The organism is Pseudomonas sp. JDS08PS003 (assembly GCF_045013505.1).
Taxonomy (GTDB): domain Bacteria; phylum Pseudomonadota; class Gammaproteobacteria; order Pseudomonadales; family Pseudomonadaceae; genus Aquipseudomonas; species Aquipseudomonas protegens_B.
Window position 1 is genome coordinate 6,262,280 of the sequence record NZ_CP120724.1, and the last position, 24,808, is coordinate 6,287,087.

Annotated in this window: 25 protein-coding genes; 12 read left to right on the plus strand and 13 right to left on the minus strand. The window is 61.9% G+C overall.

Going from position 1 to position 24,808, the window contains the following annotated elements:
• Positions 1 to 193: 193 nt before the first annotated feature.
• The 4 genes from glyA (at position 194) to P7C00_RS27945 (ending at position 4,622) form a co-directional block, all read left to right on the plus strand.
• The gene (glyA, locus tag P7C00_RS27930) at positions 194 to 1,447 is read left to right on the plus strand and encodes a serine hydroxymethyltransferase (RefSeq protein WP_123724460.1); all 1,254 of its coding nucleotides are present in this window, start codon (positions 194 to 196) and stop codon (positions 1,445 to 1,447) included.
• Positions 1,448 to 1,770: 323 nt separating this feature from the next.
• Complete coding sequence (locus P7C00_RS27935) at positions 1,771 to 3,084, plus strand: C4-dicarboxylate transporter DctA (protein ID WP_404937703.1); 1,314 nt, start codon at positions 1,771 to 1,773, stop codon at positions 3,082 to 3,084.
• Between the two features lie 79 nt (positions 3,085 to 3,163).
• Positions 3,164 to 3,877 carry a FadR/GntR family transcriptional regulator gene (locus tag P7C00_RS27940; protein ID WP_123724457.1) on the plus strand — a complete coding sequence of 238 codons (714 nt, stop codon included), beginning with the start codon at positions 3,164 to 3,166 and terminating at the stop codon, positions 3,875 to 3,877.
• Between the two features lie 37 nt (positions 3,878 to 3,914).
• Positions 3,915 to 4,622 (plus strand): GntR family transcriptional regulator, encoded by a 708-nt coding sequence (locus tag P7C00_RS27945; RefSeq protein WP_404937704.1) that lies wholly within the window; start codon positions 3,915 to 3,917, stop codon positions 4,620 to 4,622.
• 23 nt (positions 4,623 to 4,645) lie between these two features.
• Here the strand turns inward: P7C00_RS27945 and yjiA are convergent, their stop codons facing one another.
• The 3 genes from yjiA to P7C00_RS27960 form a co-directional block, all read right to left on the minus strand.
• Complete coding sequence (gene yjiA / locus P7C00_RS27950) at positions 4,646 to 5,617, minus strand: GTPase (RefSeq protein WP_404937705.1); 972 nt, start codon at positions 5,615 to 5,617, stop codon at positions 4,646 to 4,648.
• Positions 5,618 to 5,731: 114 nt separating this feature from the next.
• A complete protein-coding gene (locus tag P7C00_RS27955) occupies positions 5,732 to 5,929 on the minus strand; it encodes a YbdD/YjiX family protein (protein ID WP_007937254.1) in 198 nt (65 codons plus the stop codon).
• A 16-nt stretch (positions 5,930 to 5,945) separates the two neighbouring features.
• A complete protein-coding gene (locus tag P7C00_RS27960; RefSeq protein ID WP_346635976.1) occupies positions 5,946 to 8,012 on the minus strand; it encodes a carbon starvation CstA family protein in 2,067 nt (688 codons plus the stop codon).
• Positions 8,013 to 8,301: 289 nt separating this feature from the next.
• On the opposite strand from P7C00_RS27960, the gene P7C00_RS27965 reads away from it, so the two are divergent.
• A complete protein-coding gene (locus tag P7C00_RS27965; RefSeq protein ID WP_346635975.1) occupies positions 8,302 to 8,670 on the plus strand; it encodes a PilZ domain-containing protein in 369 nt (122 codons plus the stop codon).
• A gap of 16 nt (positions 8,671 to 8,686) precedes the next feature.
• Here P7C00_RS27965 and P7C00_RS27970 read toward each other — a convergent pair whose 3' ends face one another.
• The 4 genes from P7C00_RS27970 to katB all read right to left on the minus strand — a co-directional run bounded on the left by P7C00_RS27970 (position 8,687) and on the right by katB (position 13,058).
• Positions 8,687 to 9,415, minus strand: a complete 729-nt coding sequence (locus P7C00_RS27970) for a hypothetical protein (RefSeq protein ID WP_404937706.1) — start codon at positions 9,413 to 9,415, stop codon at positions 8,687 to 8,689.
• Between the two features lie 33 nt (positions 9,416 to 9,448).
• Complete coding sequence (gene radA / locus P7C00_RS27975; RefSeq protein ID WP_346635973.1) at positions 9,449 to 10,816, minus strand: DNA repair protein RadA; 1,368 nt, start codon at positions 10,814 to 10,816, stop codon at positions 9,449 to 9,451.
• Positions 10,817 to 10,861: 45 nt separating this feature from the next.
• Positions 10,862 to 11,401 carry an ankyrin repeat domain-containing protein gene (locus P7C00_RS27980; RefSeq protein ID WP_346635972.1) on the minus strand — a complete coding sequence of 180 codons (540 nt, stop codon included), beginning with the start codon at positions 11,399 to 11,401 and terminating at the stop codon, positions 10,862 to 10,864.
• Positions 11,402 to 11,516: 115 nt separating this feature from the next.
• Complete coding sequence (katB, locus tag P7C00_RS27985; RefSeq protein ID WP_404937707.1) at positions 11,517 to 13,058, minus strand: catalase KatB; 1,542 nt, start codon at positions 13,056 to 13,058, stop codon at positions 11,517 to 11,519.
• A 287-nt stretch (positions 13,059 to 13,345) separates the two neighbouring features.
• On the opposite strand from katB, the gene mscL reads away from it, so the two are divergent.
• Positions 13,346 to 13,759 carry a large-conductance mechanosensitive channel protein MscL gene (mscL, locus tag P7C00_RS27990; RefSeq protein WP_404937708.1) on the plus strand — a complete coding sequence of 138 codons (414 nt, stop codon included), beginning with the start codon at positions 13,346 to 13,348 and terminating at the stop codon, positions 13,757 to 13,759.
• Positions 13,760 to 13,807: 48 nt separating this feature from the next.
• Here mscL and P7C00_RS27995 read toward each other — a convergent pair whose 3' ends face one another.
• The gene (locus tag P7C00_RS27995; protein ID WP_404937709.1) at positions 13,808 to 14,584 is read right to left on the minus strand and encodes a ferredoxin--NADP reductase; all 777 of its coding nucleotides are present in this window, start codon (positions 14,582 to 14,584) and stop codon (positions 13,808 to 13,810) included.
• A gap of 224 nt (positions 14,585 to 14,808) precedes the next feature.
• Between P7C00_RS27995 and P7C00_RS28000 the strand changes: the two genes are divergently transcribed.
• The gene (locus P7C00_RS28000; protein WP_404937710.1) at positions 14,809 to 15,933 is read left to right on the plus strand and encodes a methyltransferase; all 1,125 of its coding nucleotides are present in this window, start codon (positions 14,809 to 14,811) and stop codon (positions 15,931 to 15,933) included.
• A gap of 65 nt (positions 15,934 to 15,998) precedes the next feature.
• Here P7C00_RS28000 and P7C00_RS28005 read toward each other — a convergent pair whose 3' ends face one another.
• The 3 genes from P7C00_RS28005 to P7C00_RS28015 form a co-directional block, all read right to left on the minus strand.
• Positions 15,999 to 16,166: a DUF2474 domain-containing protein gene (locus P7C00_RS28005; protein ID WP_011063586.1), complete on the minus strand. Its 168-nt coding sequence runs from the start codon at positions 16,164 to 16,166 to the stop codon at positions 15,999 to 16,001.
• Positions 16,167 to 16,278: 112 nt separating this feature from the next.
• The gene (gene cydB, locus P7C00_RS28010) at positions 16,279 to 17,286 is read right to left on the minus strand and encodes a cytochrome d ubiquinol oxidase subunit II (protein WP_404937711.1); all 1,008 of its coding nucleotides are present in this window, start codon (positions 17,284 to 17,286) and stop codon (positions 16,279 to 16,281) included.
• Between the two features lie 3 nt (positions 17,287 to 17,289).
• Positions 17,290 to 18,729, minus strand: coding sequence for a cytochrome ubiquinol oxidase subunit I (locus tag P7C00_RS28015; RefSeq protein ID WP_346635967.1), 1,440 nt, complete (start codon positions 18,727 to 18,729; stop codon positions 17,290 to 17,292).
• Between the two features lie 474 nt (positions 18,730 to 19,203).
• Here P7C00_RS28015 and P7C00_RS28020 point away from each other — a divergent pair, with 474 nt between their 5' ends.
• From P7C00_RS28020 to P7C00_RS28030, 3 genes are all read left to right on the plus strand, one after another.
• On the plus strand, positions 19,204 to 20,442 hold the full coding sequence (locus P7C00_RS28020) for an MFS transporter (protein ID WP_346635966.1): 1,239 nt from the start codon (positions 19,204 to 19,206) through the stop codon (positions 20,440 to 20,442).
• Positions 20,443 to 20,539: 97 nt separating this feature from the next.
• The gene (locus P7C00_RS28025; protein ID WP_404937712.1) at positions 20,540 to 20,818 is read left to right on the plus strand and encodes a type II toxin-antitoxin system RelE/ParE family toxin; all 279 of its coding nucleotides are present in this window, start codon (positions 20,540 to 20,542) and stop codon (positions 20,816 to 20,818) included.
• Positions 20,819 to 20,833: 15 nt separating this feature from the next.
• Positions 20,834 to 21,124 (plus strand): HigA family addiction module antitoxin, encoded by a 291-nt coding sequence (locus P7C00_RS28030; RefSeq protein WP_016966170.1) that lies wholly within the window; start codon positions 20,834 to 20,836, stop codon positions 21,122 to 21,124.
• Between the two features lie 3 nt (positions 21,125 to 21,127).
• Here P7C00_RS28030 and P7C00_RS28035 read toward each other — a convergent pair whose 3' ends face one another.
• Both P7C00_RS28035 and P7C00_RS28040 read right to left on the minus strand, forming a co-directional pair.
• Positions 21,128 to 21,679: a DJ-1 family glyoxalase III gene (locus P7C00_RS28035; protein ID WP_346635964.1), complete on the minus strand. Its 552-nt coding sequence runs from the start codon at positions 21,677 to 21,679 to the stop codon at positions 21,128 to 21,130.
• Positions 21,680 to 21,741: 62 nt separating this feature from the next.
• Positions 21,742 to 22,191, minus strand: a complete 450-nt coding sequence (locus P7C00_RS28040; protein WP_346635963.1) for a DUF4879 domain-containing protein — start codon at positions 22,189 to 22,191, stop codon at positions 21,742 to 21,744.
• Positions 22,192 to 22,398: 207 nt separating this feature from the next.
• Between P7C00_RS28040 and P7C00_RS28045 the strand changes: the two genes are divergently transcribed.
• Complete coding sequence (locus P7C00_RS28045; RefSeq protein WP_404937713.1) at positions 22,399 to 23,694, plus strand: NCS2 family permease; 1,296 nt, start codon at positions 22,399 to 22,401, stop codon at positions 23,692 to 23,694.
• Positions 23,691 to 24,770 (plus strand): tRNA (uridine(54)-C5)-methyltransferase TrmA, encoded by a 1,080-nt coding sequence (gene trmA / locus P7C00_RS28050; protein ID WP_346635961.1) that lies wholly within the window; start codon positions 23,691 to 23,693, stop codon positions 24,768 to 24,770. The genes P7C00_RS28045 and trmA overlap by 4 nt, the downstream gene beginning before the upstream one ends.
• Positions 24,771 to 24,808: the final 38 nt, after the last annotated feature.

The following is a 24,808-nucleotide window of genomic DNA, read 5'->3' on the forward strand; positions in this document are numbered from 1 at the left end:
CTCTCCTATGCGTAGGAGCCGGCTTGCCGGCGAAGGCGATTCAGGGGCCTCTTCGCTGGCAAGCCAGCTCCTACGAGAGATCACTTACGACGTGAAGGCCACTTGTCTGCGACATGATGTCCTTTCATATGCCATCTAAAACCCATTGGGTTAGAATGCCTCCCTTTTCTGCCCCCGATCCTTGAGGACCGCCATGTTCAGCCGTGATTTGACTATTGCCAAGTACGACGCCGATCTCTTTGCCGCCATGGAGCAAGAAGCTCAGCGCCAGGAAGAGCACATTGAGCTGATCGCTTCGGAAAACTACACCAGCCCAGCGGTGATGGAAGCTCAAGGCTCGGTATTGACCAACAAATACGCCGAAGGTTACCCAGGCAAGCGCTACTACGGCGGCTGCGAGTACGTCGACGTGGTTGAACAGCTTGCAATTGACAGAGCCAAGGAGCTGTTCGGCGCCGACTACGCCAACGTCCAGCCACACGCCGGCTCCCAAGCCAACGCTGCGGTCTACCTGGCCCTGCTGCAAGGCGGCGACACTATCCTGGGCATGAGCCTGGCCCACGGTGGTCACCTGACCCACGGTGCCGCGGTATCCTCCTCCGGCAAGCTGTACAACGCTGTTCAGTACGGCATCGACGCCAACGGCCTGATCGACTACGACGAAGTCGAGCGCCTGGCCGTTGAGCACAAGCCAAAAATGATCGTGGCCGGTTTCTCCGCCTACTCGCAGATCCTCGACTTCCCGCGCTTCCGCGAAATCGCCGACAAGGTCGGTGCCTACCTGTTCGTCGACATGGCCCACGTGGCCGGTCTGGTCGCCGCTGGCGTCTACCCGAACCCAGTGCCATTCGCCGACGTGGTCACCACCACGACCCACAAGACCCTGCGCGGTCCACGTGGCGGCCTGATCCTGGCTCGCGCCAACGCCGACATCGAGAAGAAGCTGAACTCCGCGGTATTCCCGGGCGCCCAAGGTGGCCCGCTGGAGCACGTGATCGCCGCTAAAGCGATCTGCTTCAAGGAAGCGCTGCAGCCTGAGTTCAAGGCCTACCAGGAACAAGTGGTGAAGAACGCCCAGGCCATGGCCGAAGTGTTCATCGCACGCGGTTTCGACGTGGTTTCCGGCGGTACCAAGAACCACCTGTTCCTGCTGTCGCTGATCAAGCAGGACATCTCCGGTAAAGACGCCGACGCCGCTCTGGGCAAAGCGTTCATCACCGTGAACAAGAACTCCGTGCCAAACGATCCACGCTCTCCGTTCGTCACCTCCGGCCTGCGCTTCGGTACTCCGGCTGTGACCACCCGCGGCTTCAAGGAAGCCGAGTGCAAGGAACTGGCCGGCTGGATCTGCGACATCCTGGCGGACCTTTCCAACGAAGCGGTGATCGACGCCGTACGTGAGAAGGTCAAGGCCATCTGCAAGAAGCTGCCGGTATACGGCGCTTAATCAGCCCGCAGACTGCAGTACAGGAAGCCCGGCCTCAGTGCCGGGCTTTTTTATGCCGGTGAAATACCAGCGAGCCTACCCAAGCGCCTCTTGCAGGCCGTGCCACAAGCGGCGACCAGCAGCGTTCGCAACGCATGATCCATAGAGCAAAACCACTGGTCAGACCGGTCATGCCAATTTGCGCCACCCCTCTTGTAAACCTCTGAAAGCCGAGCGTAGACTGCGCCTGCACTGGACATACCGGTAAGACCACAATAATTAAGTCCTCCATCCGCTGCGCTCCCGGCGCACGGCAGACAGGACACCGACCAGGATTCCTCCCCATGCTCAGATGGTGCTCGCGTTCGATTTTCCTCCAGGTTGTGCTCGGACTGATGCTCGGCATCGTCTGCGGACTCACCCTCCCCGAATACTCCTCACAACTCAAACCACTGGGCGACGGCTTCATCAAGCTGATCAAGATGCTCATCGGCCTGATCGTGTTCTGCGTGGTGGTTAGCGGCATATCCGGCGCCGGCGACCTGAAGAAGGTCGGCCGCATCGGCCTCAAATCAGTGATCTACTTCGAAATACTCACCACCATCGCCCTGGTGATCGGCCTGGTCATGGCCTTCAGCACCGGCATCGGCAGCGGCGCCAATATCCACCTGGAGCAGCTGTCCACCGCCGACATGGGCGATATCGCCCAGCGCAGCCAGCACATGCACACCACCACCCAGTTCCTCATGGACCTGATCCCCACCTCGGTGATCGGTGCCTTTGCCGAGAACAATATCCTCCAGGTGCTGCTGTTCTCAGTACTGTTCGGCAGTGCCCTGAACCTGGTGGGCGAAGCCGCCTCCGGCATCTCCCGGCTGATCAATGAACTGAGCCACGTGATCTTCCGCATCATGGGCATGATCGTGCGCCTGGCGCCCATCGGCGTGTTCGGTGCCATCGCCTTCACCACCAGCAAATACGGCCTGGATTCGCTACAGCACCTGGGCAGCCTGGTGGGCCTGTTTTACCTGACCTGCTTCGCCTTCGTCGCGGTGATCCTCGGCCTGGTCATGCGGCTGTCGGGCCTGCGCATGCTGCCCTTCCTCAAATACCTGCGGGAAGAGTTGCTGATCGTCCTCGGCACCGCCTCCTCCGACGCTGTCCTGCCGCAGATCATGCGCAAGCTGGAGCATCTGGGCATCGGCAGCTCCACCGTGGGTCTGGTGATTCCCACCGGCTACTCCTTCAACCTGGACGGTTTCTCCATCTACCTGACCCTGGCCATCGTCTTTATCGCCAATGCCACCGGCACGCCGTTGTCCATGTCGGACCTTTTGACCATCCTCCTGGTGTCGCTGATCACCTCCAAGGGCGCCCACGGTATTCCCGGTTCGGCCCTGGTGATTCTGGCAGCGACGCTGACCGCGATCCCGGCGATTCCGGTGGTGGGCCTGGTGCTGGTGCTGGCAGTGGACTGGTTCATGGGCATCGGCCGCGCCCTGACCAACCTGATCGGCAACTGCGTGGCCACCGTGGCCATCGCCCGCTGGGAAAAGGACATCGACGTGCAACGGGCCAACAAAGTGCTCAGTGGTCAACAGGGCTATACCTTCCAGGCACGAAAACCGGTGGCCGGTGCCCACCAGCAGGAATTTTGATCCGACCTTGTGCCTGCCGACGGCAGGCACAACAATCAGCGCGGCAACAGCGCGCTACCGATAGCTCATGGAGTCAACAGTGATCAGCTCGTCAACGGTTGTGAATTCAGTGGTAGAAAAGCTCCGGGCCGCCCTTGCCCGAGGCCAGTGGCGCTCCGGCGACATGCTGCCCGGGCAACGTGAATTGGCCGAGCAACTGGGCATCAGCCGCCCCAGCCTGCGTGAAGCAGTGATCGTCCTGGAGACCCTGGGCCTGGTGCGCTCCATGCCCGGCAAGGGCGTGGTGGTGCTGGACGCCCCCCTGGGCGAAGCCCAGGGGGGCGAGAGCAGTGTGGCCGGCGCCAGCCTCGAGGACGTGCTGCAACTGCGCTACACCCTGGAACCCTTCATCGTCGGGCTGGTGGCGCAATCCATCAGCAGCAAGGAAGTCGGCCAACTGCGCCTGACCCTGATGGACATGCGCGAAGCCCTGGAGGCCAATGACAGCGAAGCCGGGGTCAATGCCTACATCGCTTTCCACGAGGAACTGTTCACCCTGACCAGCAACCCGATCTTCCAGAACGTGGTGCAACAGACCAGCAATGCCCTCAAGCAAAGTGCGCAGATCCTGCGCAATTCGCCGGAGCACCTGGCCGAGCGCCTGGAAGAGAATGAAGCGGTAGTGCGAGCGATCCGTAACAAGAACAGCGCCCTGGCCAGCGCCGAGATGCGTCGGCACATCCTCCAGGAGGGCCAGCGCATGGGCATCGAACTGAATATTCCGGACGATCACCTGGGCTCCAACGCCCTGTAATCAACCCCCGAGTCAGCAACTGGACTGGAGACAGGCCATGGTCAGCTACGCCCTGAAAAACAACCCCTTCACCCTGGTGGCCAGCCTGCCTCGGCGTCAGTGCGGCGAAAAAAAACTGCTGGTCGATGATGTCTATCCGCAGATCTTCGACGCTATTCTCGAACAGCGCATCGCCCCCGGCAGCCGCTTCACCGAAGACAGCCTCGGGCAGGCCTTCGGCGTCAGCCGCAGCATCATCCGCCAGGTCCTGGCGCGGTTGTCCCACCAGCAAGTGGTGATCCTGCGGCCCAATTACCGCCCCCAGGTCGCGGCTCCTGACCTGGAGCAGACCCGGCAGATCCTGCACGCCCGGCGCCTGACGGAAATCACCCTGGTGCGCCTGGCCTGCCAGCAACCCCGGCGCCAGTTGCAGTCCCTGCGGCAACTGATCGCCCAGGAACGAGAGGCCATCGAGCGCGACCAACGAGGCCCGGCCATTCGCCTGTCCGGGGAGTTCCACCTGCAACTGGCTGAAGTGGCCGGCAATGCACCACTGGCGCAGTTTCTCGGCAGTCTGGTGCCGCTGACCTCCCTGGCCATCGCTCAGTTTGAAGGCCGCGCCTGCCACTGCTGCGCCTGGCAAGAGCACGCGACGATCATCGACGCGCTACAGGCGGCCGACGTCGAAAAGGCCGAAGCCCTGATGAACCGACACCTGGATCATCTGCAACAACGCCTGCTAGGCACAGCACCCGCCGACCTGTAGGAGCCGGCTTGCCGGCGAAAACCTCAGCCCCCCAGCATTTTCTCGAAGCCCTGCCGGATCTTCTCTTCCGGCAGATCGTCGGCAATGAACACCATCACACTCTCCCGCGCCTCGCCCTCAGCCCATTGGGTATCCCAGTCAAAGCCATAAAGCTTGAGCACGCCCTGGAACACCATGCGCCGTGGCTCGTCGATCACATTCAGCACGCCCTTGTAACGCAGCAATTGCTTGCCATGATCCTCCAGCAGCTCATTCATGAACTCGCTGAGGCGATCCAGATCCAGGGCCTGCTCGGTGCGCAGTACCAGACTGGAAATCCGGTCCACCGAGGGTGCCTGGCTCACCGGTCGCAGACTGATGCCGCCGCCCAGATCAGCATTCAAGTTGAAGCCCCGTACATCCAGCAGCTCCGCCAGATCGATCTGGCCGTGCTCCACCAGACGAATCGGCGCCCGGCGGTTGATCCGCGTCAGGCGCTGGCTGAGGGCGTCGAAGGTCTGTTCATCCACCAGGTCGCGCTTGCTCACCAGCAGCCGGTCGGCAAAGCCGATCTGCGCCTGGGCGATGGTCTGGGTCAGGTGGAACTCGGCGTGCTTGGCATCCACCAGGGTGATGATGCCGTCGAGGATGTAGCGCTCGCGCAACTCTTCATCAATGAAAAAGGTCTGCGCCACCGGCGCCGGATCGGCCAATCCGGTGCACTCGATCACCAGTCGATCAAAGGCGATCTCGCCACTGTCCAGGCGTTCCAGCAGCAAGTACAGGGCCTTGGTCAGGTCGGTGTGGATGGTGCAGCAGACACAGCCATTGGACAGGGTCATGACCTGGACCGGCTCGTCCCCCAGCAGCTGGGTGTCGATACCGGCATCACTGAACTCATTCTCGATCACGGCGATCTTCAAACCATGCTCGGCCTTGAGCAGGTGCCGCAACAAGGTGGTCTTGCCGGCACCGAGGAAACCGCTGAGCACGGTGACGGGAATAGGATTTTGCAAAACAGGATCTCCCACGCATGAAAACGTAGAAGCCGGCTGGTCGGCGATGGCGTCCGAAGAATCGCTATCGCCGGCAAGCCGGCTCCTACATGGGTGTGACTTACACGCTGTACTTCAACAGCACTTCGGACCGCCCTTGCCGCCGTACCGGGCTTCCTGGCGTTCACGGAAGAACGCCTCGTACGACATCACCGGCTTGTCCGGGTGCTTGGTTTGCATATGCTCGACGTAGTTGTCGTAGTCGGGCATGCCGACCATCAGGCGCGCGGCCTGACCGAGGTATTTACCGAGGCGACTCAGGTCATTGAACATCGTTGCAATCCTCGGGTTACGCGTCTGGCACAGCCTGGAAGGGCGATTCTTTATCCGTACGTTCCTTGGTGCCCCAAGCCGCAATACCGACCTTGAGCGCGTAGAACAGGATGCTGAACACCACCAGCAGGAACAATGCCGTCAGGGTCGCGTTGGTGTAGGCGTTGAAGATCACGTGCTGCATCTGCGTGATGTCCTTGGCCGGAGCGAGGATCTGACCATTGGCCATCGCATCGCTGTATTTCTTCGCCAGCGACAGGAAGCCGATCGCAGGGTTGGCGTCGAACAGCTTGATGAAGCCTGCGGTAGTGGTGCAGATCAGCAGCCAGACAGCCGGCAGCAGGGTGACCCAGATGTAGCGCTGACGCTTCATCTTGATCAGGACCACGGTGCCCAGCATCAGGGCGATACCGGCCAGCATCTGGTTGGAGATGCCGAACAGCGGCCACAAGGTGTTGATGCCACCCAGCGGATCGATCACGCCCTGGTACAGCAGGTAACCCCAGAGGGCGACACAGCCGGCCGTGGCGATCAGGTTGGCGGTCCAGGATTCAGTGCGTTTCAGCGCGGGAACGAAAGACCCCAGCAGATCCTGGAGCATGAAACGACCGGCACGGGTACCGGCATCCACAGCGGTAAGAATGAACAGGGCTTCGAACAGGATCGCGAAGTGGTACCAGAACGCCATGGTGTTTTCACCCGGCAGTACATGGTGGAGGATCTGTGCGATACCCACCGCCAGGGTCGGCGCACCGCCGGCACGGGCCAGGATGGTGTTTTCACCGATGTCCTTGGCCACCGCCTGGAGTTGTTCCGGGCTGATGACAAAACCCCAGCTACTGACGGTTTGGGCCACAGCCACCACATCACCGCCAACAATGGCCGCCGGGCTGTTCATGGCGAAGTAAACGCCGGGCTCGATTACCGAGGCCGCGACCATGGCCATGATCGCCACGAAGGACTCCATGAGCATGCCGCCATAGCCGATGTAGCGAGCGTTGGCTTCGTTATCCAGCAGCTTCGGCGTGGTCCCCGAGGAGATCAGCGCGTGGAAGCCGGACACCGCGCCACAAGCGATGGTGATGAACAGGAACGGGAACAGGCCGCCCTTCCATACCGGGCCAGTGCCATCGGTGAACTGGGTCAGGGCCGGCATTTTCAGCTCGGGCATGGTGATCAGGATGCCAATCGCCAGGGCGATGATGGTACCGATCTTGAGGAAGGTCGACAGGTAGTCACGGGGCGCCAGGATCAGCCACACCGGCAGCACCGCAGCGACAAAACCGTAGCCGATCAGCATCCAGGTGATCTGGATGCCGGTGAAGGTAAACATCTTGCCCCAGACCGGATCGGCGGCCACCTGGCCCCCCAGCCAGATGGAGCCGAGCAGCAATAGCACGCCGATCAACGAAATTTCGCCGATGCGCCCCGGGCGGATGTAGCGCATGTACACGCCCATGAACACCGCGATCGGGATGGTCGCCATCACCGTGAAAATGCCCCACGGGCTCTCGGCCAGGGCCTTGACCACGATCAGCGCCAGCACCGCGAGGATGATGATCATGATCAGGAAGCAGCCGAACAGCGCGATGGTGCCGGGGATACGGCCCATTTCCTCACGAACCATGTCGCCCAGGGAGCGACCGTTACGCCGGGTGGACAGGAACAGCACCATGAAGTCCTGTACCGCACCGGCCAGGACCACCCCGGCAATCAGCCACAGGGTGCCGGGCAGGTAGCCCATCTGCGCCGCCAGAACCGGGCCCACCAAGGGACCTGCGCCAGCAATGGCCGCGAAGTGGTGACCGAAGAGAATGTGTTTGTTGGTCGGCACATAGTCCAGACCATCGTTGTTGAGCACAGCGGGAGTGGCCCGACGAGGGTCCAGCTGCATCACATTATTGGCAATGAACAGACTGTAATACCGGTACGCCACCAGATAGATGGCCACCGCGGCCACCACAATCCACAAGGCGTTGATCGCCTCGCCGCGACGCAATGCAACTACGCCGAGGGCGCACGCTCCTACGATTGCCAGCAGCAGCCAAGGGACATGGCGCAGCAGGCTATTATTATTTTTCATTTTTTTATCCCAGCCAGGGTGGACAGAAAGACCGCGTTTCGAGTGTAGCGCTACTGTTCTCAAAGACCACCCCCCACGTTGGTCTAGAGCCTTCTTTTAACTTATGAGCCGCACTTTTCTCGAAACTTTTCAGCTCAAGGCCGCCGACAAAAAACCCTGAATCCGCCCGCCTTTCGTCCGGCAAGCTGCGAGCAAGGTGGCAATCCGTGTTTTTTGAGGTCCGATGGCTGTGGTAGCGACAGTGATAAACCGGGGTCTATAGTCAGTGCACCACGCAGAGGGCCAGCCCATGAGCGAGCAACACGCCGAACGCCGACGCTTCAAACGCATCGCCTTCGATGCCACGACCGAACTGAGCCAGGGCACTCACCGCTGGCCGGTGCGGCTGCTGGACCTGTCCCTCAAGGGACTGTTGATCGAACGCCCCGATCCCTGGATTGGAGATCCCAATCGCCCCTTCGAAGCCGATATTCACCTCGGCCTCGATGCCGACGTGCGTATGGATGTGCAGCTGGCCCACGACCATCACGGTCAGTTGGGCTTCGTCTGCCTGCACATCGGCCTGGAGTCCATCGAACACCTCAGGAGGTTGATCGAGCTGAACCTGGGAGACCCCGAGGAGTTGGAGCGGGAACTGGGCGCACTGATCAATATTTGATCAGCGACACCGGTATTCAGGGAAACAGCGCGGGTTCGGGAAAATCGCTTTCCATGTCCCAGTAACCCGCTTGCTGCCGTGAGGCGACTGTCCATTGGCCGTCGACATAACGGAAGGTGCGATAGGTGGTGATGAACTCTTCGTTCTCCATCGACGACGCCGATGACACCTGCTGGATGCTTTCGGTGCCCCCTTCACGGGACGGCACGATCTGCCACGCCGCCTTGCCAGTCTGGGCAAACACCAGCGGCTGTCTTTCCCCTCCTTCACCCAGGTAGAGCACCGGGTCCAGCTGACTCTGCTCCGGCGTCAGCACTTCGGTGGCCGGACCGCTGTAGCTGCCCATGGGTGCGGTCTGGTCGACGGTGAGGAAAAACGCCGGCGATGGCAGGCCGTTGAGCGGCGCCTTTTCCACCGTGGCCAGGGGATAGCCCAGGGACTTCTGCGCCAGCACCTCGCCGCTGTCGGAAACCAGGCGCGCCTGAGCGCCCAAGGGAGCGGCCGGGTGATCGTCCTCGGACTGGGCAAAGCTGTCGGCGTCCAAGCCATTGCCCCAACTGTCAGCGTGCAGTTGCGGCGTGATGCGCACATCCTCCAGCACCTCCAAAAGCGAGCCATCTCCCACCAGTACCTGCTGGGCCACACGATAGCCCTCGGGCATCTCGCTCTGCTGCGCCACGGCAAAGCCGCTGCCACACAGCAGGCTGATGCCCAGTAACCAGCCATTCAACCTTGTCATGCCCATTACCTGCTTCCTTCCATGAGAGCCCAGCTGTGTTTATTCGAAGAGCGCATCCAACGCCTGTTCCAGGCGGGTCACGGCAATGATCTTCAAGCCCGGCGGCGACTCTTTCGGCGCATTGCCCTTGGGCACGATGGCCCGTTTGAAGCCGTGCTTGGCTGCCTCTTTCAAGCGCTCCTGGCCGCTGGGTACCGGACGCACTTCACCGGACAGGCCCACTTCACCGAACACCAGCAAGTCATGGGGCAGCGGACGGTTGCGCAAACTCGACATCACCGCCGCCATCAACGCCAGGTCGGAGGCGGTTTCCAGCACCTTGACCCCGCCCACCACGTTGAGGAACACATCCTGGTCATGGGTCGGAATCCCGCCGTGGCGGTGCAGCACTGCCAGCAGCATGGCCAGGCGGTTCTGATCCAGACCCAGGGTGACCCGACGCGGATTGGCCAGGTGGCTGTCATCCACCAGCGCCTGGACTTCCACCAGCATCGGCCGGGTCCCCTCCCAGGTCGCCATTACCACGCTGCCGGGCACTTCTTCTTGAGCCCGAGTGAGGAAAATCGCCGAAGGGTTGGACACCTCCTTCAGACCACGGTCGGTCATGCCGAACACACCCAGCTCGTTGACCGCACCAAAACGGTTCTTCACCGCCCGCAACAACCGCAGGCGACCGTCGGACTCGCCCTCGAAATACAGCACGGTGTCCACCATGTGCTCCAGCACCCGCGGTCCGGCCAGGGCGCCTTCCTTGGTCACGTGGCCCACCAGGAAGATCGCCGTGCCGCTCTGCTTGGCGTAACGCACCAGCAAGGCAGCGCTCTCGCGCACCTGGGACACACCGCCCGGAGCCGATTGCAGCTGTTCGGTGAAGATGGTCTGGATCGAGTCGATCACCATGACCTTGGGTTTTTCCACCCGAGCGGTGGCGATGATGGTTTCAATGCAGGTCTCGGTCATCACCCGCAACTGATCCTGGGGCAGGCCCAGGCGCCGGGCGCGCATCGCCACCTGCTGCTGGGATTCCTCACCGGTGACGTACAGCGCCGGCATGCGCGTGGCGATGTTGCACAGGGTCTGCAGCAGGATGGTCGACTTGCCGATTCCCGGATCACCGCCGATCAGCACCACCGAACCGTCCACCAGGCCACCGCCCAGCACCCGGTCGAGTTCGCCGGACGCGGTAGAGAAACGCGGGATTTCCTCGACGCTGACTTGCGCCAGGGTCTTGATCTGCGCCTGCTGCCCGGCCCAGCCGGTACGCCCGGCAGGCGCCGCGGCGCCGCCGCTTTCGATCATGGTCTCGGTCAGAGTGTTCCAGGCCCCGCACTCGCCGCATTGCCCGGCCCATTTGGGAAAGGTGGAGCCGCACTCGGTGCAGCCGTACATGCGCTTGGCCTTGGCCATCTGAACCCCCGGCAAAAACCGCGATGATAGCTCAGCTGGAGCCGATCAGCGCGGCGCCGTGGTGCGTATCTGCCCGCTGGCCAGACGCGTGGCGCTATTGCCCAGCGGGTCTTCGGCATTCAGGTCGGCGCCCTTGGCGGCCAAGGCGTCCAACAACTCGACCCGCTTGAACAATCCGGCGTACATGGCCGCGGTCTGCCCGGCGCCATTACGCTGATCAGGGCTGCAATCGGTCGCCAGCAGGCGTCGGGCGATCTGCACCTCGCCCTTGAAGATTGCCCCCATCAACGCCGTGTTACCGCGTTTGTCCTGGGTACAGGCGTTGGCACCGGCGGCCAGCAGGCGCTCCACTGCCGGATACTGGCCGTGATAGGCGGCCAGAATCAGTGCCGTGTAACCCTTTTCATCCTGGGTATCGAGGGAATAACCGGCCTCGATAAAGGTGTTGAGCATCTCCACATCGCCCCGGCGGGCGGCGTCGAAATAGTAGTTTTCCAGCTGGACCTTGACCGCCACCGGGTCGGTTGGCTGCGCATGGGCAGCCAGGGTCCAGGCCAGGGTCAGCAGCGAAATGAACAGGCGCATGACACACCTCCTTTTTTACCTGAGAAGCGCAGGAGCCGGCTTGCCGGCGAAGGACTACCCCGTACTGTGTGGTGTTCCGTTCGCTGGCAAGCCAGCTCCTACAAGGCGTGAAGCATCAGTCGCTCAGTTTGGCCGCCAGGGCCTTGACCCGGGCCAGGTCGCCCTTGGCCACTTTGGTCACGCCGGTGCCGTATTCAGGGTCGGCCTTATAAAGGAACGACAGCATGATGTGCTTGCTCTCGTCATCGGTGGTGGCCAAGGAGCCGCCGAAGCTGTCGATCAGGTCCTGGCGCTCTTTCTTGCTGAAGGAGCGGTACAGATCACCGGCCTGCTTGAAGTTCTGCTCACGCTGGATCTTCGCCTGCTGGGTGCTGCCCGAGAGTGCCATGTGACTGTAACGAGCAGTCTGTGGTTCTTCACGAGGCATCAAGCGGCTCGGCTGATAGTTGACCCCGGTGCTGCTGTGCCCCAGGTTCATCGCGCCGTCCTGGTTGCCGTTGTTCACCGGATTCTTCGGTGCGTTGATCGGCAGTTGCAGGGCGTTGGCGCCGATGCGGTACATCTGGGTATCGGCGTAGGAGAACACCCGGCCTTGCAGCAGGCGGTCTTCCGACGGTTCGATCCCCGGTACCAGATTGGCCGGGGCCATGGCCACCTGCTCGGTCTCCTGGAAAACGTTGGCCGGATTACGGTTCAACACCATTTGTCCCACTTTGCGCTCGGGTACATCGGGCCAGACCTTGGTGGCGTCCAGGGGATCGAAATCAAACTTGGCCAAGTCTTCGGGTTTCAATACCTGGACATACAAGTCCCACTTGGGAAAATCCCCTTTATTAATGTGGGTTACCAAGTCGTTGGTCATATGGCTGTAATCACGCCCTTGTACCTCGACCACTTGTTTCGGATCGAGATTCTTCAGGCCTTGCAGACTCTTCCAGTGGAACTTCACGTAGTGCACTTCACCCTTGGCGTTGATCAACTTGTAGGCGTGTACGCCGTTACCGTCCATTTCCCGGTAACTGGCCGGAGTACCGGAGTTGGAATACAACTCGGTCAAAGTACGAGTGGCTTCGGGAACATGGGAGAAGAAGTCGAAACGCCGCGAATCATCGTCAAGGTTGGTGCGCGGGTCAGGTTTGAACGCGTGCACCATATCCGGGAACTTGATGGCGTCACGAATGAAAAAGGTTGGGAAGTTGTTGCCTACCAGGTCCCAGTTTCCGTCTGCGGTATAGAACTTGGTGGCGAAACCCCGGGGATCGCGCAAGGTTTCTGGGGAGTGGTTGCCATGCACCACGGCCGAGAAGCGCACGAATACCGGGGTCACTTCGCCGGCGGCAAACACCTTGGCACGGGTCAGGTCGCTGAGATTGTCGGTGACAGTGAACGTACCGTGGGCACCGGTGCCGCGGGCGTGTACCACGCGCTCTGGAATGCGCTCACGGTCAAAACGCTGGAGCTTCTGGATCAGTTGCACGTCTTGCAGCAACACCGGTCCGGTAGCACCTGCCGTTTGTGAGTTCTGGTTATCGCCCACTGCCGCGCCATTGTCGCGGGTCAGCGTGGCAGCCTGTACGGAAAGGGAAAGCATACTGGCGGCAAGCACGCCCAGTACGCATCGCTGGGAAAAACTCCCAAGGCCAAGAGAAGCGGTCATGTTGAATTCCTCTAGTTATATAAGGCGCATCTCGGTGCGCCTGCTAGAGGCTAGTGACTAAACATTTGAAAGATAAATAGAAAGGCCATAACCCGTCGATTGACAGAATGTTCTGGTTATCTCGTCAGATGCGGGGTATATCGCGCGCGATTTGATGGCACTTTGAATAAACTATTTGCCTCTTTATCGGTCGATAACCCCGCAAGCTGTAAAAAGTTGTTTCGGCAAAATGCTTTTTGCTGAATTACACTGCCGTAACCAACCTCATCTGCAACAGGGAATAACCTATGGGCGTGCTAAGTGAATTCAAGGCCTTCGCGGTCAAAGGTAATGTGGTCGATATGGCCGTGGGTATCATCATCGGCGCCGCGTTCGGCAAGATCGTCTCTTCCTTTGTGGGTGACGTGGTCATGCCACCCATCGGCGTATTGGTCGGAGGGGTGAACTTCGGGGACCTGGCGGTCACCCTGAAAGCGGCTGCGGGGGACACACCCGCGGTGGTTCTGGCCTATGGCAAGTTCATCCAGAGCATCATCGACTTCATCATCATCGCTTTCGCCATCTTCATGGGCGTCAAGGCGATCAACCGCCTGAAACGCGAAGAAGCCGTGGCCCCTACCCTGCCACCGGTACCGACCAAGGAAGAAGAGCTGCTGGGGGAGATCCGCGATCTGCTCAAGGCACAGAACAACAAGCCCTGAAAAAGGCTTCAGTAACACAAAGACGGCGCCCTCGAGGCGCCGTTTTGGTTACCAGTAGTTCTCCACCGCCACCTGCCCCGGCCGTCGACTCAGGCTCAGGTTCATGCCTCGTTGCTTGAGCAGGGCCCGGGTGTCATCGATCATCTGCGGGTTGCCGCAGAGCATCACCCGAGAGTGCTCGGGGGTCAGTTCCACACCCGCGGCGCGTTCCAGCTCGCCGTTCTCGATCAGTTGGGTGATACGCCCGTTGAGGCTGCCCGGGTGCTGCTCGCGGGTCACGGTGCTGATGAACTGCAACTTATGGGCGAACTCCGCCAGGTACTCACGTTGCGGCAACTCGGCAAGCAGTTGCTGATAAGCCAGCTCCCTGGCCTCGCGCACGCTGTAGACCAGGATGATGCGCTCGAATTTCTCCCACACTTCGAAGTCCTGGAGGATCGACAGGAACGGCGCGATCCCGGTGCCTGTGGATAACAGCCAGAGGTCGCGACCGTCGACGAAACGATCCAGGGTCAGGTAACCGAACGCCTGACGATCCACCAGCAGGCTGTCCCCCACTTCCAGGCGGCTCAGCTCGCTGGTGAACTCGCCACCGGGCACCACAATGGAAAAGAATTCGAGAAACTCGTCGAACGGCGACGACACCATGGAATAGGCGCGCCACACCGTGCTGCCATCGGCCTTGGTCACGCCAAGGCGGGCAAACTGCCCGGCCCGAAAGCGGAAACCCGCATCCCGAGTGGTGCGCAAGGTGAACAGGCTCGGGGTCAGCGGCTGGACGTCCAGCAGGGTCTGGCGGCTGTACTTTTCTTCACTGGCAGTCATGAGGGACTCCACAAAAGCGATGCTCTAGTGTCCCGCAAAGCGCGGCGCAGAAACACCGGCGGTTTGTAATGGCATAGATCGCGGGCAATCGCCGGCAAAAAAACGTACCATTTACCCCCATTTTGAATCGCCCTCCTGCGGCCCGCCCCGCGGCTGTTCAAGGGTTCCTGTCCGCTCCATGTTCCCCAGCGACAGGACATTCACCGATTACCTAGAGTCCGCCCATGCCCCTGCTCGCAAGCCCCTTCGCCCAGCTCGACCTGATCCGCCAGCCCGAACAGCAGAACGAGCCGCTGCAAGCTTTCGACGCGGCGGACGAGTACCTGCTCAATCACCTGGCCGAGCAGCAGCCGACCAGCGACACCCGGGTGCTGGTGCTCAACGACAGCTTCGGTGCCCTGGCTGCGAGCCTGCTGGGCAAGGTCCAGGTCAGCAGCAGCGGCGATTCGTACCTGGGCGCCCTGGCCCTGGAAAAGAACCTGGCACGCAACGGCCTGCCCTTCGATGCCCTGCGCGTGGTGCCGGCCAGCGAGACCTTGAGCGGGCCGTTCGACCGGGTGCTGATCCGCGTACCCAAGACCCTGGCCCTGCTGGAAGAACAATTGATCCGTCTGCAAGGGCAACTGGCCCCCGGCGCCCAGGTGGTGGCGGCGGCCATGATCAAGCACCTGCCCCGCGCCGCCGGTGACTTGCTGGAGCGCTACATCGGCCCGGTGCAGGCATCCCTGGCCGTGAAAAAGGCCCGCTTGCTGATGGCCACTGCAGAAGCCAAACAGCCGGCCCAGTCGCCCTACCCGACCCGCTATCGCCTGGAACAGCCGGCCATCGAGCTGCTCAACCATGCCAACGTGTTCTGCCGCGAAGGTCTGGACATCGGCACCCGCGCCTTCCTCCCGCACCTGCCACAGAACCTGGGCAGCGCCCGAGTCGCGGACCTCGGCTGCGGTAATGGCGTGCTGGCCATCGCCAGCGCCCTGGACAACCCGCAAGCCCACTACACCCTGGTGGACGAATCTTTCATGGCGGTGCAATCGGCCCGGGAAAACTGGCAGGCCGTGCTCGGTGAGCGTGAGGCCCAAATGCGTGCCGGCGACGGCCTGGCCGAGCAAGCGCCACAGTCCCTGGACGTGGTGCTGTGCAACCCGCCCTTCCACCAGCAGCAGGTGGTGGGCGACTTCCTTGCCTGGCGCATGTTCCAACAGGCCCGGGAAGCTCTGGTAGTGGGCGGCGCCCTGTATATCGTCGGCAACCGCCACCTGGGTTATCACAGCAAGCTGGCGCGGCTGTTCCGCGGCGTCGAGCAAGTGGCGGCGACGCCCAAGTTCGTGATCCTCAAGGCACGTAAATAACAGGCAAAAAAAACCCTCCGCTGGCGGAGGGTTGAAACCGTGCCGCAAGGCACGGGATGGGATGATCAGTGGGTGGTCAGGCCTGCGGCATTCATGAACATGCGCATCAGGCTGGCGACCACGAACAGGGCCAGGACACTGCCGCCCCAGATCATGACCAGCCAACCCAGGCGCTGCCACAGCGGCTTCTTTTCCGCCTGTTCGATTTCCTGCAAAGAGTGTTTACCGCTCATAACTGCAACTCCTGCTTAACCCAAACCTTCGTAGGAGCTGGCTGGCCAGCGAAAGCGCCGGCCAGCTGGGCACAAGGCTCAAGGGCCTGTTCGCCGGCAAGCCGGCTCCTACCTAGTGGTAACCGTCTTCGTGGGTGACCTTGCCGCGGAACACGTAGTAGCTCCAGAAGGTGTAGCCCAGGATGAACGGAATGATGAACAGCGTGCCCACCAGCATGAAGCCCTGGCTTTGTGGCGGCGCCGCGGCGTCCCAGATGGAGATCGACGGCGGCACGATGTTCGGCCACAGGCTGATGCCTAGACCGCTGTAGCCGAGGAAGATCAGCACCAGGGTCAGCAGGAACGGTGTGTAGTGGGCGTTGCGGGCCACGGCGTGCAGCAGGCCGTACATGGTCACCAGCACCAGGATCGGCACCGGCAGGAACCAGAACAGGTTCGGCAGGGTGAACCAGCGAGCGGCGATCTCGGCATGGGCCAAGGGCGTCCAGATACTGACGATGCCAATCACCGCCAGCACCACATAGGCCAGGGGCCGAGCAATGTCATGCATCTGCTGCTGCAGCTTGCCTTCGGTCTTCATGATCAGCCAGGTGCAGCCGAGCAAGGCATAGGCCACCACCAACGCCAGGCCGCAGAACAGGGTGAAGGGCGTCAGCCAGTCCAGTGAACCGCCGGCAAACTGCCGATTGACCACCGGCAAACCGTCAATGAAGGCCCCCAGCGCCACGCCCTGGAAGAAGGTTGCCGCCACGGAACCGCCAATGAAGGCCTTGTCCCAGATGTGGCGCTTGTCTTCCTTGGCCTTGAAGCGGAACTCGAAGGCCACGCCACGGAAGATCAGCCCCACCAGCATCAGGATCAGCGGCAGGTACAGCGCCGAGAGCACCACCGAGTAAGCCAGCGGAAAGGCACCGAACAAGGCCGCGCCCCCCAGCACCAGCCAGGTCTCATTGCCGTCCCAAACCGGGGCGACGGTGTTCATCATTACGTCACGGTCGCGGTCGTCCTTGATGAACGGGAAGAGAATCCCGATCCCCAGGTCGAAGCCGTCCATGACCACGTACATCATGATGCCGAAGATAATAATCACGGCCCAGAGCAGCGGAAGATCGATACCCATGACTCAGTTCCCCTTGTTCAGGCGGGTGCCGTGGTCGGCGTCGTGCTCATCGTCGGCTGCGGACAGCGGACGGGCCGGGGTGCGTTGCTGCCCGGGACCACCGTGGCTGGTTTCGGCACCTTCATTGGTGACCGGGCCTTTGCGCACCAGGCGCATCATGTAGCCGATACCCACGCCGAACAGCGAGAAGTACACCACCACGAACAACGCCAGGGTGATGCTCATCTGCACGAAGCTGTGCCCGGAAGAGGCGTCCGCCGTGCGCATCAGGCCGTAGACCACCCACGGCTGGCGACCGATCTCGGTGGTGAACCAGCCTGCCAGGATCGCGATCAGCCCGGATGGGCCCATCCACAACGCCAGGTAAAGGAACGGGCGCGAGGTGTAGAGGGTGTCACGTTTGCGCAGCCAGACGCTCCACAGACCGGTGAAGATCATCAGCATGCCCAGGCCGACCATGATCCGGAACGACCAGAAGACGATGGTCGAGTTGGGCCGATCCTCAGGCGGGAACTCCTTGAGCGCCGGTACCTGCTTGTCCAGGGAGTGGGTGAGGATCAGGCTGCCCAGGTAGGGGATTTCCACCGCGAACCGGGTTTTCTCAGCCTTCATGTCCGGCCAGCCGAAGAGGATCAGCGGAGTCGGCTCGTTACCGACATTCTCCCAGTGACCTTCGATGGCGGCGATTTTCGCCGGCTGGTGCTTGAGGGTGTTGAGCCCGTGGAAGTCACCGATCACCGCCTGCACCGGCGCTACGATCAGGGCCATCCACATGGCCATGGAAAGCATGCGACGAATGGCCGGGTTGTCCCGTCCCCGCAGCAAGTGCCAGGCTGCCGACGAGCCGACGAAGAACGCCGTGGCGACGAACGCGGCTACGGCCATGTGCGCCAGGCGGTAGGGGAACGACGGATTGAAGATCACCGCCAGCCAATCCACCGGGATCACCTGGCCATTGACGATTTCATAGCCCTGGGGCGTCTGCATCCAGCTGTTGGACGAGAGGATCCAGAAGGTCGAGATCAGTGTGCCGATGGCCACCATCACCGTGGAAAAGAAGTGCAGCTTGCGCCCGACCTTGTTCCAGCCGAACAGCATCACCCCGAGGAAACCGGCCTCCAGGAAGAAGGCCGTGAGCACTTCATAGGTGAGCAAGGGGCCGGTGACAGAGCCGGCAAAATCCGAGAAACGGCTCCAGTTGGTGCCGAACTGGTAAGCCATCACCAGGCCGGAGACCACGCCCATGCCGAAGTTGACGGCAAAGATCTTCGACCAGAAGTGGTAGAGATCGCGGTAGGTGTCGTCGCGGGTCTTCAGCCAGAGGCCTTCGAGTACCGCCAGGTAGCTCGCCAGGCCGATGGTGATCGCCGGGAACAGGATGTGGAACGAGATGGTGAACGCGAACTGAATTCGGGCGAGATCAAGAGCCTCTAAACCGAACATAAGCTTTCCTCTATCAGGTAATACCGGCTGCCGGCCAGAGGCCTGCACCCACTGCCCCCACGGATATGGAGTGCGGCGAATTCGGATTCGTTCTTTTTTAAACCATCGCTACGCAGGGAGTCTGGCCCTTTGGCCGCCACATCAGCCTTTGCAAAAAAGGTTTTGATCTGGATCAAGCAACGTTGAAAGAGTAGTCCTAAATTTGCTGCGCAACTCTGTGGTTATTTGCCGCGTGGCAGCTTGCCTCACCCTCTCAAGGCCGGGGTTTTCCCGGGAGTTCGCGGCAATGCGGACTATCACCGCCGCCCTGCGCAACCTATCGCAACCGGCCATGGCGGCTGTTGTGAGGCTCCGTGTAAAAAAACAGTGGAAAACCGGGATAGATGCGCAGCTAACGAATTTCCCGGCAGCCGCAACCATTGGTTACATCTTGGTGATAATCTCGTTTCACTCCCCGCTCAGATTGACCGCCCGATGCCCAGCCAAGACCCTCTGCTGCTCCGCCACCACCGTCCGTTCATCGCGTTCTGGCTGGCCCGGATCTTCACCGCCAGCGGTTTCCAGATGCTCACCGTGGCCATCGGCTGGAACCTCTACCAACTGACCGGCAATGTGCTCGACCTGGGCCTGGTAGGCCTGGTGGAGTTTGCTCCACGGGTGCTGTTCATGTTGCACACCGGGCATGTGGCCGACCGTTACGACCGGCGCCGCGTCGCAGCCATCTGCCAGTCGCTGCAGGCCTTGATCGCCCTGGCCCTGGCCATCGGCAGCCTGACTGACAACGTGACCCGGGAAATGATCTTCATCCTGGCCTTCCTCCTGGGTGGCGCTCGCTCGTTCGAGATGCCCACCACCCAGGCGCTGCTGCCGAGCATCGTGCCCAGCGCCCTGTTTCCCCGGGCGGTGGCCGCCGCACAATCGGCGCAACAGTCGGCAACCATCGTCGCGCCAGCCCTGGGCGGGTTGCTGTACGCCTTCGGCAGCGTCTGGGTCTATGGCCCGACCGTGATCCTCTATGTGATCGCCTGCCTGCTGATGCTCAACCTGCCGGCCCGGCAGACGCCACTGAACAAGGGCAAGGCCACCCTGGACTCGCTGCTGGCGGGGATTCGCTTCATCCGCAGCCGCCCGGACATTCTCGGCGCCATTTCCCTGGACCTGTTCGCCGTGCTGCTGGGGGGCGCCACCGCACTGCTGCCGGTATTCGCCAAGGACATTCTGCTCACCGGCCCCTGGGGCCTGGGACTCTTGCGCTCGGCACCGGCGGTGGGCGCTTTGCTGATGTCGCTTTGGCTGGCGCGCTTTAGCGTCGAGCGCAAGGTCGGGCGGGTGATGTTCACCGCCGTCGGAGTATTCGGCGTGGCTACTATCGCCTTCGGCCTCTCGACCTCGTTCTGGTTTTCCCTGGCGGTACTGGTGGTACTGGGGGCGGCGGACATGATCAGCATGGTGATCCGCGCGTCCTTCGTGCAACTGGAGACCCCGGACGAAATGCGCGGCCGGGTCAGCGCGGTGAACGGCCTGTTCATCGGCGCCTCGAATCAGCTGGGGGAATTCGAATCCGGAGTCACCGCCCACTGGTTCGGCACGGTGCCGGCGGTGGTGCTGGGCGGGGTCGGCACGCTGCTGGTGACCGGAGTCTGGATCAAGCTGTTCCCGACCCTGGCCAAGCGCGACCGGATGATCGAGCGAGTGGAAGAGGCCAAGGCCTGAATCCGCGCCAGGGTGGCCCTGTAACAGGTTGTTGATCATTCTCTGCAATACAAAACCGCTACGAAGAGTGTAAGGTATCGCCTTACACTCGTCCCCCATGATCAAGTCCTTTCAGCACAAAGGCCTACGCGCCTTCTATGAAACCGGATCGACTCGTGGAATACGGGCTGAGCATGCACGACGGCTGGCCCGCCAGCTGTCGTTCATGGATCACGCCAGCGAACCGGCAGACCTCAACCTGCCGGGCTGGCGGCTGCACCCGCTCAAGGGCGACCTGCACGGCTATTGGTCCCTGATGGTGTCCGGCAACTGGCGAGTGATCTTTCGTTTCGTAGGTTCGGATATCGAGCTGGTGGATTATCTGGACTACCACTGAACAGGAGGCAGGATCATGCCCATCCACAACCCGCCCCACCCCGGTGACACCCTGCGCCTGGATGTCTTGCCCGAACTGGGCATCAGCGTGACGGAGCTGGCCCGGCATATCGGCTATGCCCGCCCGCACCTGTCCAAGGTGTTGAACGGTCATGCACCGATCCGCGCGGAACTGGCGGTCCGGCTGGAACGCGCCGGAATCGGCAAGGCCAAGGTCTGGCTGGCGGTGCAGGCCGATTACGACATCTGGCACACCGAGCAGGAACTGCAACCAGTGATCGAGCCTATCGCGGCCCATGTCGGCTGATCCCTAAACCAGCAACTCTCCAGCCACCTGGGCACGCTTGCCGCGGCCGCACAGGGCCTCCACCAGGGTCAGGGCAAACGCCAATGCGGCCCCTGAGCTTTGAGCCGTGATGCAATTGCCATCCACCACTACTGGCTGGTCGACAAAGTTGCAGCCCAACAGTTGATGGCTGGCGCTGGGCAGGCAGGTCATGCGCCTTTGGCGCAGCACCCCGAAGGCCTGCAGGGCCAGGGCTGGGGCTTCGGCAATGCCGGCAAACAAGCGCCCAGCCGCGGCCTGATCCTTGACCAACTGCATCAGGGGTTGATGACCCGCCAGATGCTGAGCCCCCACCGCGCCGCCGGGCAGCACGATCAGGTCGAAGCTCTGGGCCAGTACATCCACCAGCATGGCGTCGGCGGTCAGCCGGGTGCCGCGTGCGCAAGTCAGCATGCGCCGGCCTTCGACGCTGGCGGCCAGCACTTCGACTTCAGCGCGGCGCAATACGTCGATCAGGGTCACGCTTTGCAGGTCATCGATGCCTTCGGCAAGGGTGACCAAGGCTCTGAAGGTCATGGGGATGACTCCACAAGGAAGGTCTTTAGAGCTTAGTCAGCTTTACCGAACGCCGTTCGAAGCTACTTGATGTAGATCTGCGCGCTCAGGGTATTGCCCGGTGCGTTGAGTGAGGTGTTGCTGAAACTGAAGGTGCCTTCCTGTTTGCCCGCCAGATCGAACACATAGATGTAGCCGACGGTGATTCCCGAGTTGCCGCAGGGCACATAGGCGGAACCGTCCTCGCACACCGGTGAGCGAGTGCCGTCGACCTCGAAACCGTCCAGGTTCACATGGGGCTCGCGGCCGTAGCCGATCTCCAGCACGTAGACCTTGATGTTCGGGCCGTTGTGGTCGCACTGGGTGCGTTCACGCCCATCGGAGACATCTTCCAGCCCGCAGGACGGCGACAGCACCTTGAGAATTTCCACCTGACTCAACGGCGGCGCCGAACGCGCCAGGGCCGGAGCCGCCAGCCAGCAGGCCGCGGCCCCCAGCAACGTCAATGCTGTCATTTTCACTGTGCTGCGCATAAATCCCCCCTTAAAAGCAGGGCGCAGTATGCGCTACTTGCCAGCGGGGCAAAACATCGCCGACGATCGCAGCCATTGGCCCACGCTGCTGGTATGATGCGCGGCTTTTTCCGACCCAGAGCAAATCCGCAGGCACCTTATAAAGTCTGTGCTTTGCTGTTGGAGTCGATACATTCACGGCGCCCGGCGGCGCCACGGGGAGCAGACATGCTGGAAAGGCTGTTTCAACTCAAGGCACACAACACCAACGTGCGCACCGAGATTCTTGCGGGCGTTACCACCTTCCTGGCCATGGCCTACATTCTTTTCGTCAACCCGAGCATTCTCGGCGAGACGGGCATGGACAAGGGCGCAGTGTTCGTCGCCACCTGTCTGGCTGCCGCCATCGGCTCCACGGTCATGGGCCTGATCGCCAACTACCCGATCGCCCTGGCACCGGGCATGGGCCTGAACGCCTTCTTCACCTACACCGTGGTCCTGCACATGGGCCACACCTGGCAAGTGGCGCTGGGTGCGGTGTTCATTTCGGCGGTGCTGTTCTTCCTGCTGTCGATCTTCAAGATCCGCGAATGGATCATCAACAGCATCCCCCTGCCGCTGCGCTCGGCGATTGCTGCCGGTATCGGCCTGTTCCTGGCGCTGATCGCCCTGCACAACGCCGGCATCGTGGTCAGCAACCAGGCCACCATGGTCGGCCTGGGTGATCTGAAAAAACCGGCGCCGATCCTCGCCACCCTGGGCTTTGCTCTGATCGTCGCCCTGGAAGCGCTGAAAGTGCGCGGTGCGGTGCTGATCGGCATCCTCGCAGTGACCATTGCCTCGATCATCATGGGCTTCACCCCGTTCGCCGGCGTGACCTCGATGCCACCGTCCCTGGCCCCGACTTTCCTGCAACTGGACATCAAGGGCGCCCTGGACATTGGTCTGGTGAGCGTGATCTTCGCCTTCCTGTTCGTTGATCTGTTCGACAACTCCGGCACCCTGATCGGCGTCGCCAAGCGCGCCGGCCTGATGGGCAAGGACGGCCACATGCCGAAAATGGGCCGCGCGCTGATCGCTGACAGCACCGCCGCCATGGCCGGCTCCCTGCTGGGCACCTCGACCACCACCAGCTACATCGAATCCGCTGCGGGCGTGAGCGCCGGTGGCCGCACGGGCCTGACCTCCATCGTGGTGGCGATCCTGTTCCTGCTGGCACTGTTCTTCTCGCCGCTGGCGGCCAGCGTGCCACCGTTCGCCACCGCGCCTGCACTGCTGTTCGTGGCCGTGCTGATGACCTCGGGCCTGGCGGAAATCGACTGGGACGACATCACCGTCGCCGCTCCAGTGGTGGTCACTGCCCTGGCCATGCCGTTCACCTATTCGATCGCCAACGGCATCGCCTTCGGCTTCATTGCCTGGACCGCGATCAAGCTGCTGTCGGGCCGCGCTCGTGAGCTGAACGCACCGCTGGTGATCCTGTCGATATTGTTCGTGATCAAGCTGGGTTGGTTCGCCGCATGACTTTTGACGCCGCAAGCTACAGCACCCAATTGAACGACAAGGTCACGCGCCTGCGTGACCTGCTGGCGCCTTTCGCTGCCCCCGAGCCCCAGGTCTTCGACTCCCCCCTGCAGAACTTCCGCCTGCGGGCGGAGTTCCGCCTGTGGCGCGAAGCCGGTGAACGCCATTACGCGATGTTCTCCCAGGACGACAAGCGCACGCCGATCCTCATTGAAGAGTTCCCCATCGCCAGCCAGCGCATCAACCAGTTGATGCCCCAGCTCAAGGCCGCCTGGCAAGCCAGCGCGCCCCTGAGCCACAAGCTGTTCCAGGTGGAGTTCCTCACCACCCTGGCGGGCGACGCGATGATCACCCTGTGCTACCACCGTCCCCTGGACGAGCACTGGCACAAGGCGGCGAGCCAATTGGCCGCCGACCTCAAGGTCAGCGTGATCGGTCGCTCCAAGGGCAAGCGCGAAGTCATCGGCCAGGACTATGTGGTGGAAAAGCTCGAAGTCGGCGGGCGCACCTTCAGCTACCGCCAACCCGAAGGCGCCTTCACCCAGCCCAACGGCACGGTGAACCAGAAGATGCTCAACTGGGCCTATGAAGCCCTGGGCGAACGCCAGGACGACCTGCTGGAACTGTACTGCGGCAACGGCAACTTCACCCTGCCCTTGGCCACCCGAGTGCGCAAGGTGCTGGCCACCGAGATCAGCAAGACCTCGGTCAACGCCGCCTTGAGCAACCTCAGCGAAAACGCTGTGGATAACGTCACCCTGGTGCGTCTGTCCGCTGAGGAACTGACTGAAGCCCTGAACGACGTGCGCCCGTTCCGCCGCCTGCAGGGCGTGGATCTGAAGAGCTACGAGTTCGGCAGCGTGTTCGTCGACCCGCCCCGGGCCGGCATGGACCCGGACACCTGCGAACTGACCCGGCGCTTCGACAACATCCTGTACATCTCCTGCAACCCGGAAACCCTGGCGGCCAACATCGCCCAGTTGCACGACACCCACCGCATCACCCGTTGTGCTCTATTCGACCAGTTCCCCTGGACCCACCATATGGAATCCGGGGTCCTGCTGACCCGCCGCTGATACACCCCGCTCCCGCCAACAGCCGTCCTCGTGACGGC

Bases quoted from the DNA above. Each gene is read 5' to 3' on its own strand.
- radA (WP_346635973.1), bottom strand. From the start codon at position 10,816: ATGGCCAAGGCCAAGCGCATGTACGGCTGCACCGAGTGCGGCTCCACC.
- P7C00_RS27935 (WP_404937703.1), top strand. From the start codon at position 1,771: ATGCTCAGATGGTGCTCGCGTTCGATTTTCCTCCAGGTTGTGCTCGGA.
- trmA (WP_346635961.1), top strand. From the start codon at position 23,691: ATGACTTTTGACGCCGCAAGCTACAGCACCCAATTGAACGACAAGGTC.
- P7C00_RS28040 (WP_346635963.1), bottom strand. From the start codon at position 22,191: ATGCGCAGCACAGTGAAAATGACAGCATTGACGTTGCTGGGGGCCGCG.
- P7C00_RS28025 (WP_404937712.1), top strand. From the start codon at position 20,540: ATGATCAAGTCCTTTCAGCACAAAGGCCTACGCGCCTTCTATGAAACC.
- P7C00_RS27970 (WP_404937706.1), bottom strand. From the start codon at position 9,415: ATGGGCATGACAAGGTTGAATGGCTGGTTACTGGGCATCAGCCTGCTG.
- P7C00_RS28000 (WP_404937710.1), top strand. From the start codon at position 14,809: ATGCCCCTGCTCGCAAGCCCCTTCGCCCAGCTCGACCTGATCCGCCAG.
- P7C00_RS27960 (WP_346635976.1), bottom strand. From the start codon at position 8,012: ATGAAAAATAATAATAGCCTGCTGCGCCATGTCCCTTGGCTGCTGCTG.
- P7C00_RS28020 (WP_346635966.1), top strand. From the start codon at position 19,204: ATGCCCAGCCAAGACCCTCTGCTGCTCCGCCACCACCGTCCGTTCATC.
- P7C00_RS27945 (WP_404937704.1), top strand. From the start codon at position 3,915: ATGGTCAGCTACGCCCTGAAAAACAACCCCTTCACCCTGGTGGCCAGC.
- glyA (WP_123724460.1), top strand. From the start codon at position 194: ATGTTCAGCCGTGATTTGACTATTGCCAAGTACGACGCCGATCTCTTT.
- P7C00_RS28045 (WP_404937713.1), top strand. From the start codon at position 22,399: ATGCTGGAAAGGCTGTTTCAACTCAAGGCACACAACACCAACGTGCGC.
- P7C00_RS28035 (WP_346635964.1), bottom strand. From the start codon at position 21,679: ATGACCTTCAGAGCCTTGGTCACCCTTGCCGAAGGCATCGATGACCTG.
- P7C00_RS27980 (WP_346635972.1), bottom strand. From the start codon at position 11,401: ATGCGCCTGTTCATTTCGCTGCTGACCCTGGCCTGGACCCTGGCTGCC.
- P7C00_RS27965 (WP_346635975.1), top strand. From the start codon at position 8,302: ATGAGCGAGCAACACGCCGAACGCCGACGCTTCAAACGCATCGCCTTC.
- P7C00_RS28030 (WP_016966170.1), top strand. From the start codon at position 20,834: ATGCCCATCCACAACCCGCCCCACCCCGGTGACACCCTGCGCCTGGAT.
- katB (WP_404937707.1), bottom strand. From the start codon at position 13,058: ATGACCGCTTCTCTTGGCCTTGGGAGTTTTTCCCAGCGATGCGTACTG.
- mscL (WP_404937708.1), top strand. From the start codon at position 13,346: ATGGGCGTGCTAAGTGAATTCAAGGCCTTCGCGGTCAAAGGTAATGTG.
- P7C00_RS27955 (WP_007937254.1), bottom strand. From the start codon at position 5,929: ATGTTCAATGACCTGAGTCGCCTCGGTAAATACCTCGGTCAGGCCGCG.
- P7C00_RS28005 (WP_011063586.1), bottom strand. From the start codon at position 16,166: ATGAGCGGTAAACACTCTTTGCAGGAAATCGAACAGGCGGAAAAGAAG.
- cydB (WP_404937711.1), bottom strand. From the start codon at position 17,286: ATGGGTATCGATCTTCCGCTGCTCTGGGCCGTGATTATTATCTTCGGC.
- P7C00_RS27995 (WP_404937709.1), bottom strand. From the start codon at position 14,584: ATGACTGCCAGTGAAGAAAAGTACAGCCGCCAGACCCTGCTGGACGTC.
- P7C00_RS28015 (WP_346635967.1), bottom strand. From the start codon at position 18,729: ATGTTCGGTTTAGAGGCTCTTGATCTCGCCCGAATTCAGTTCGCGTTC.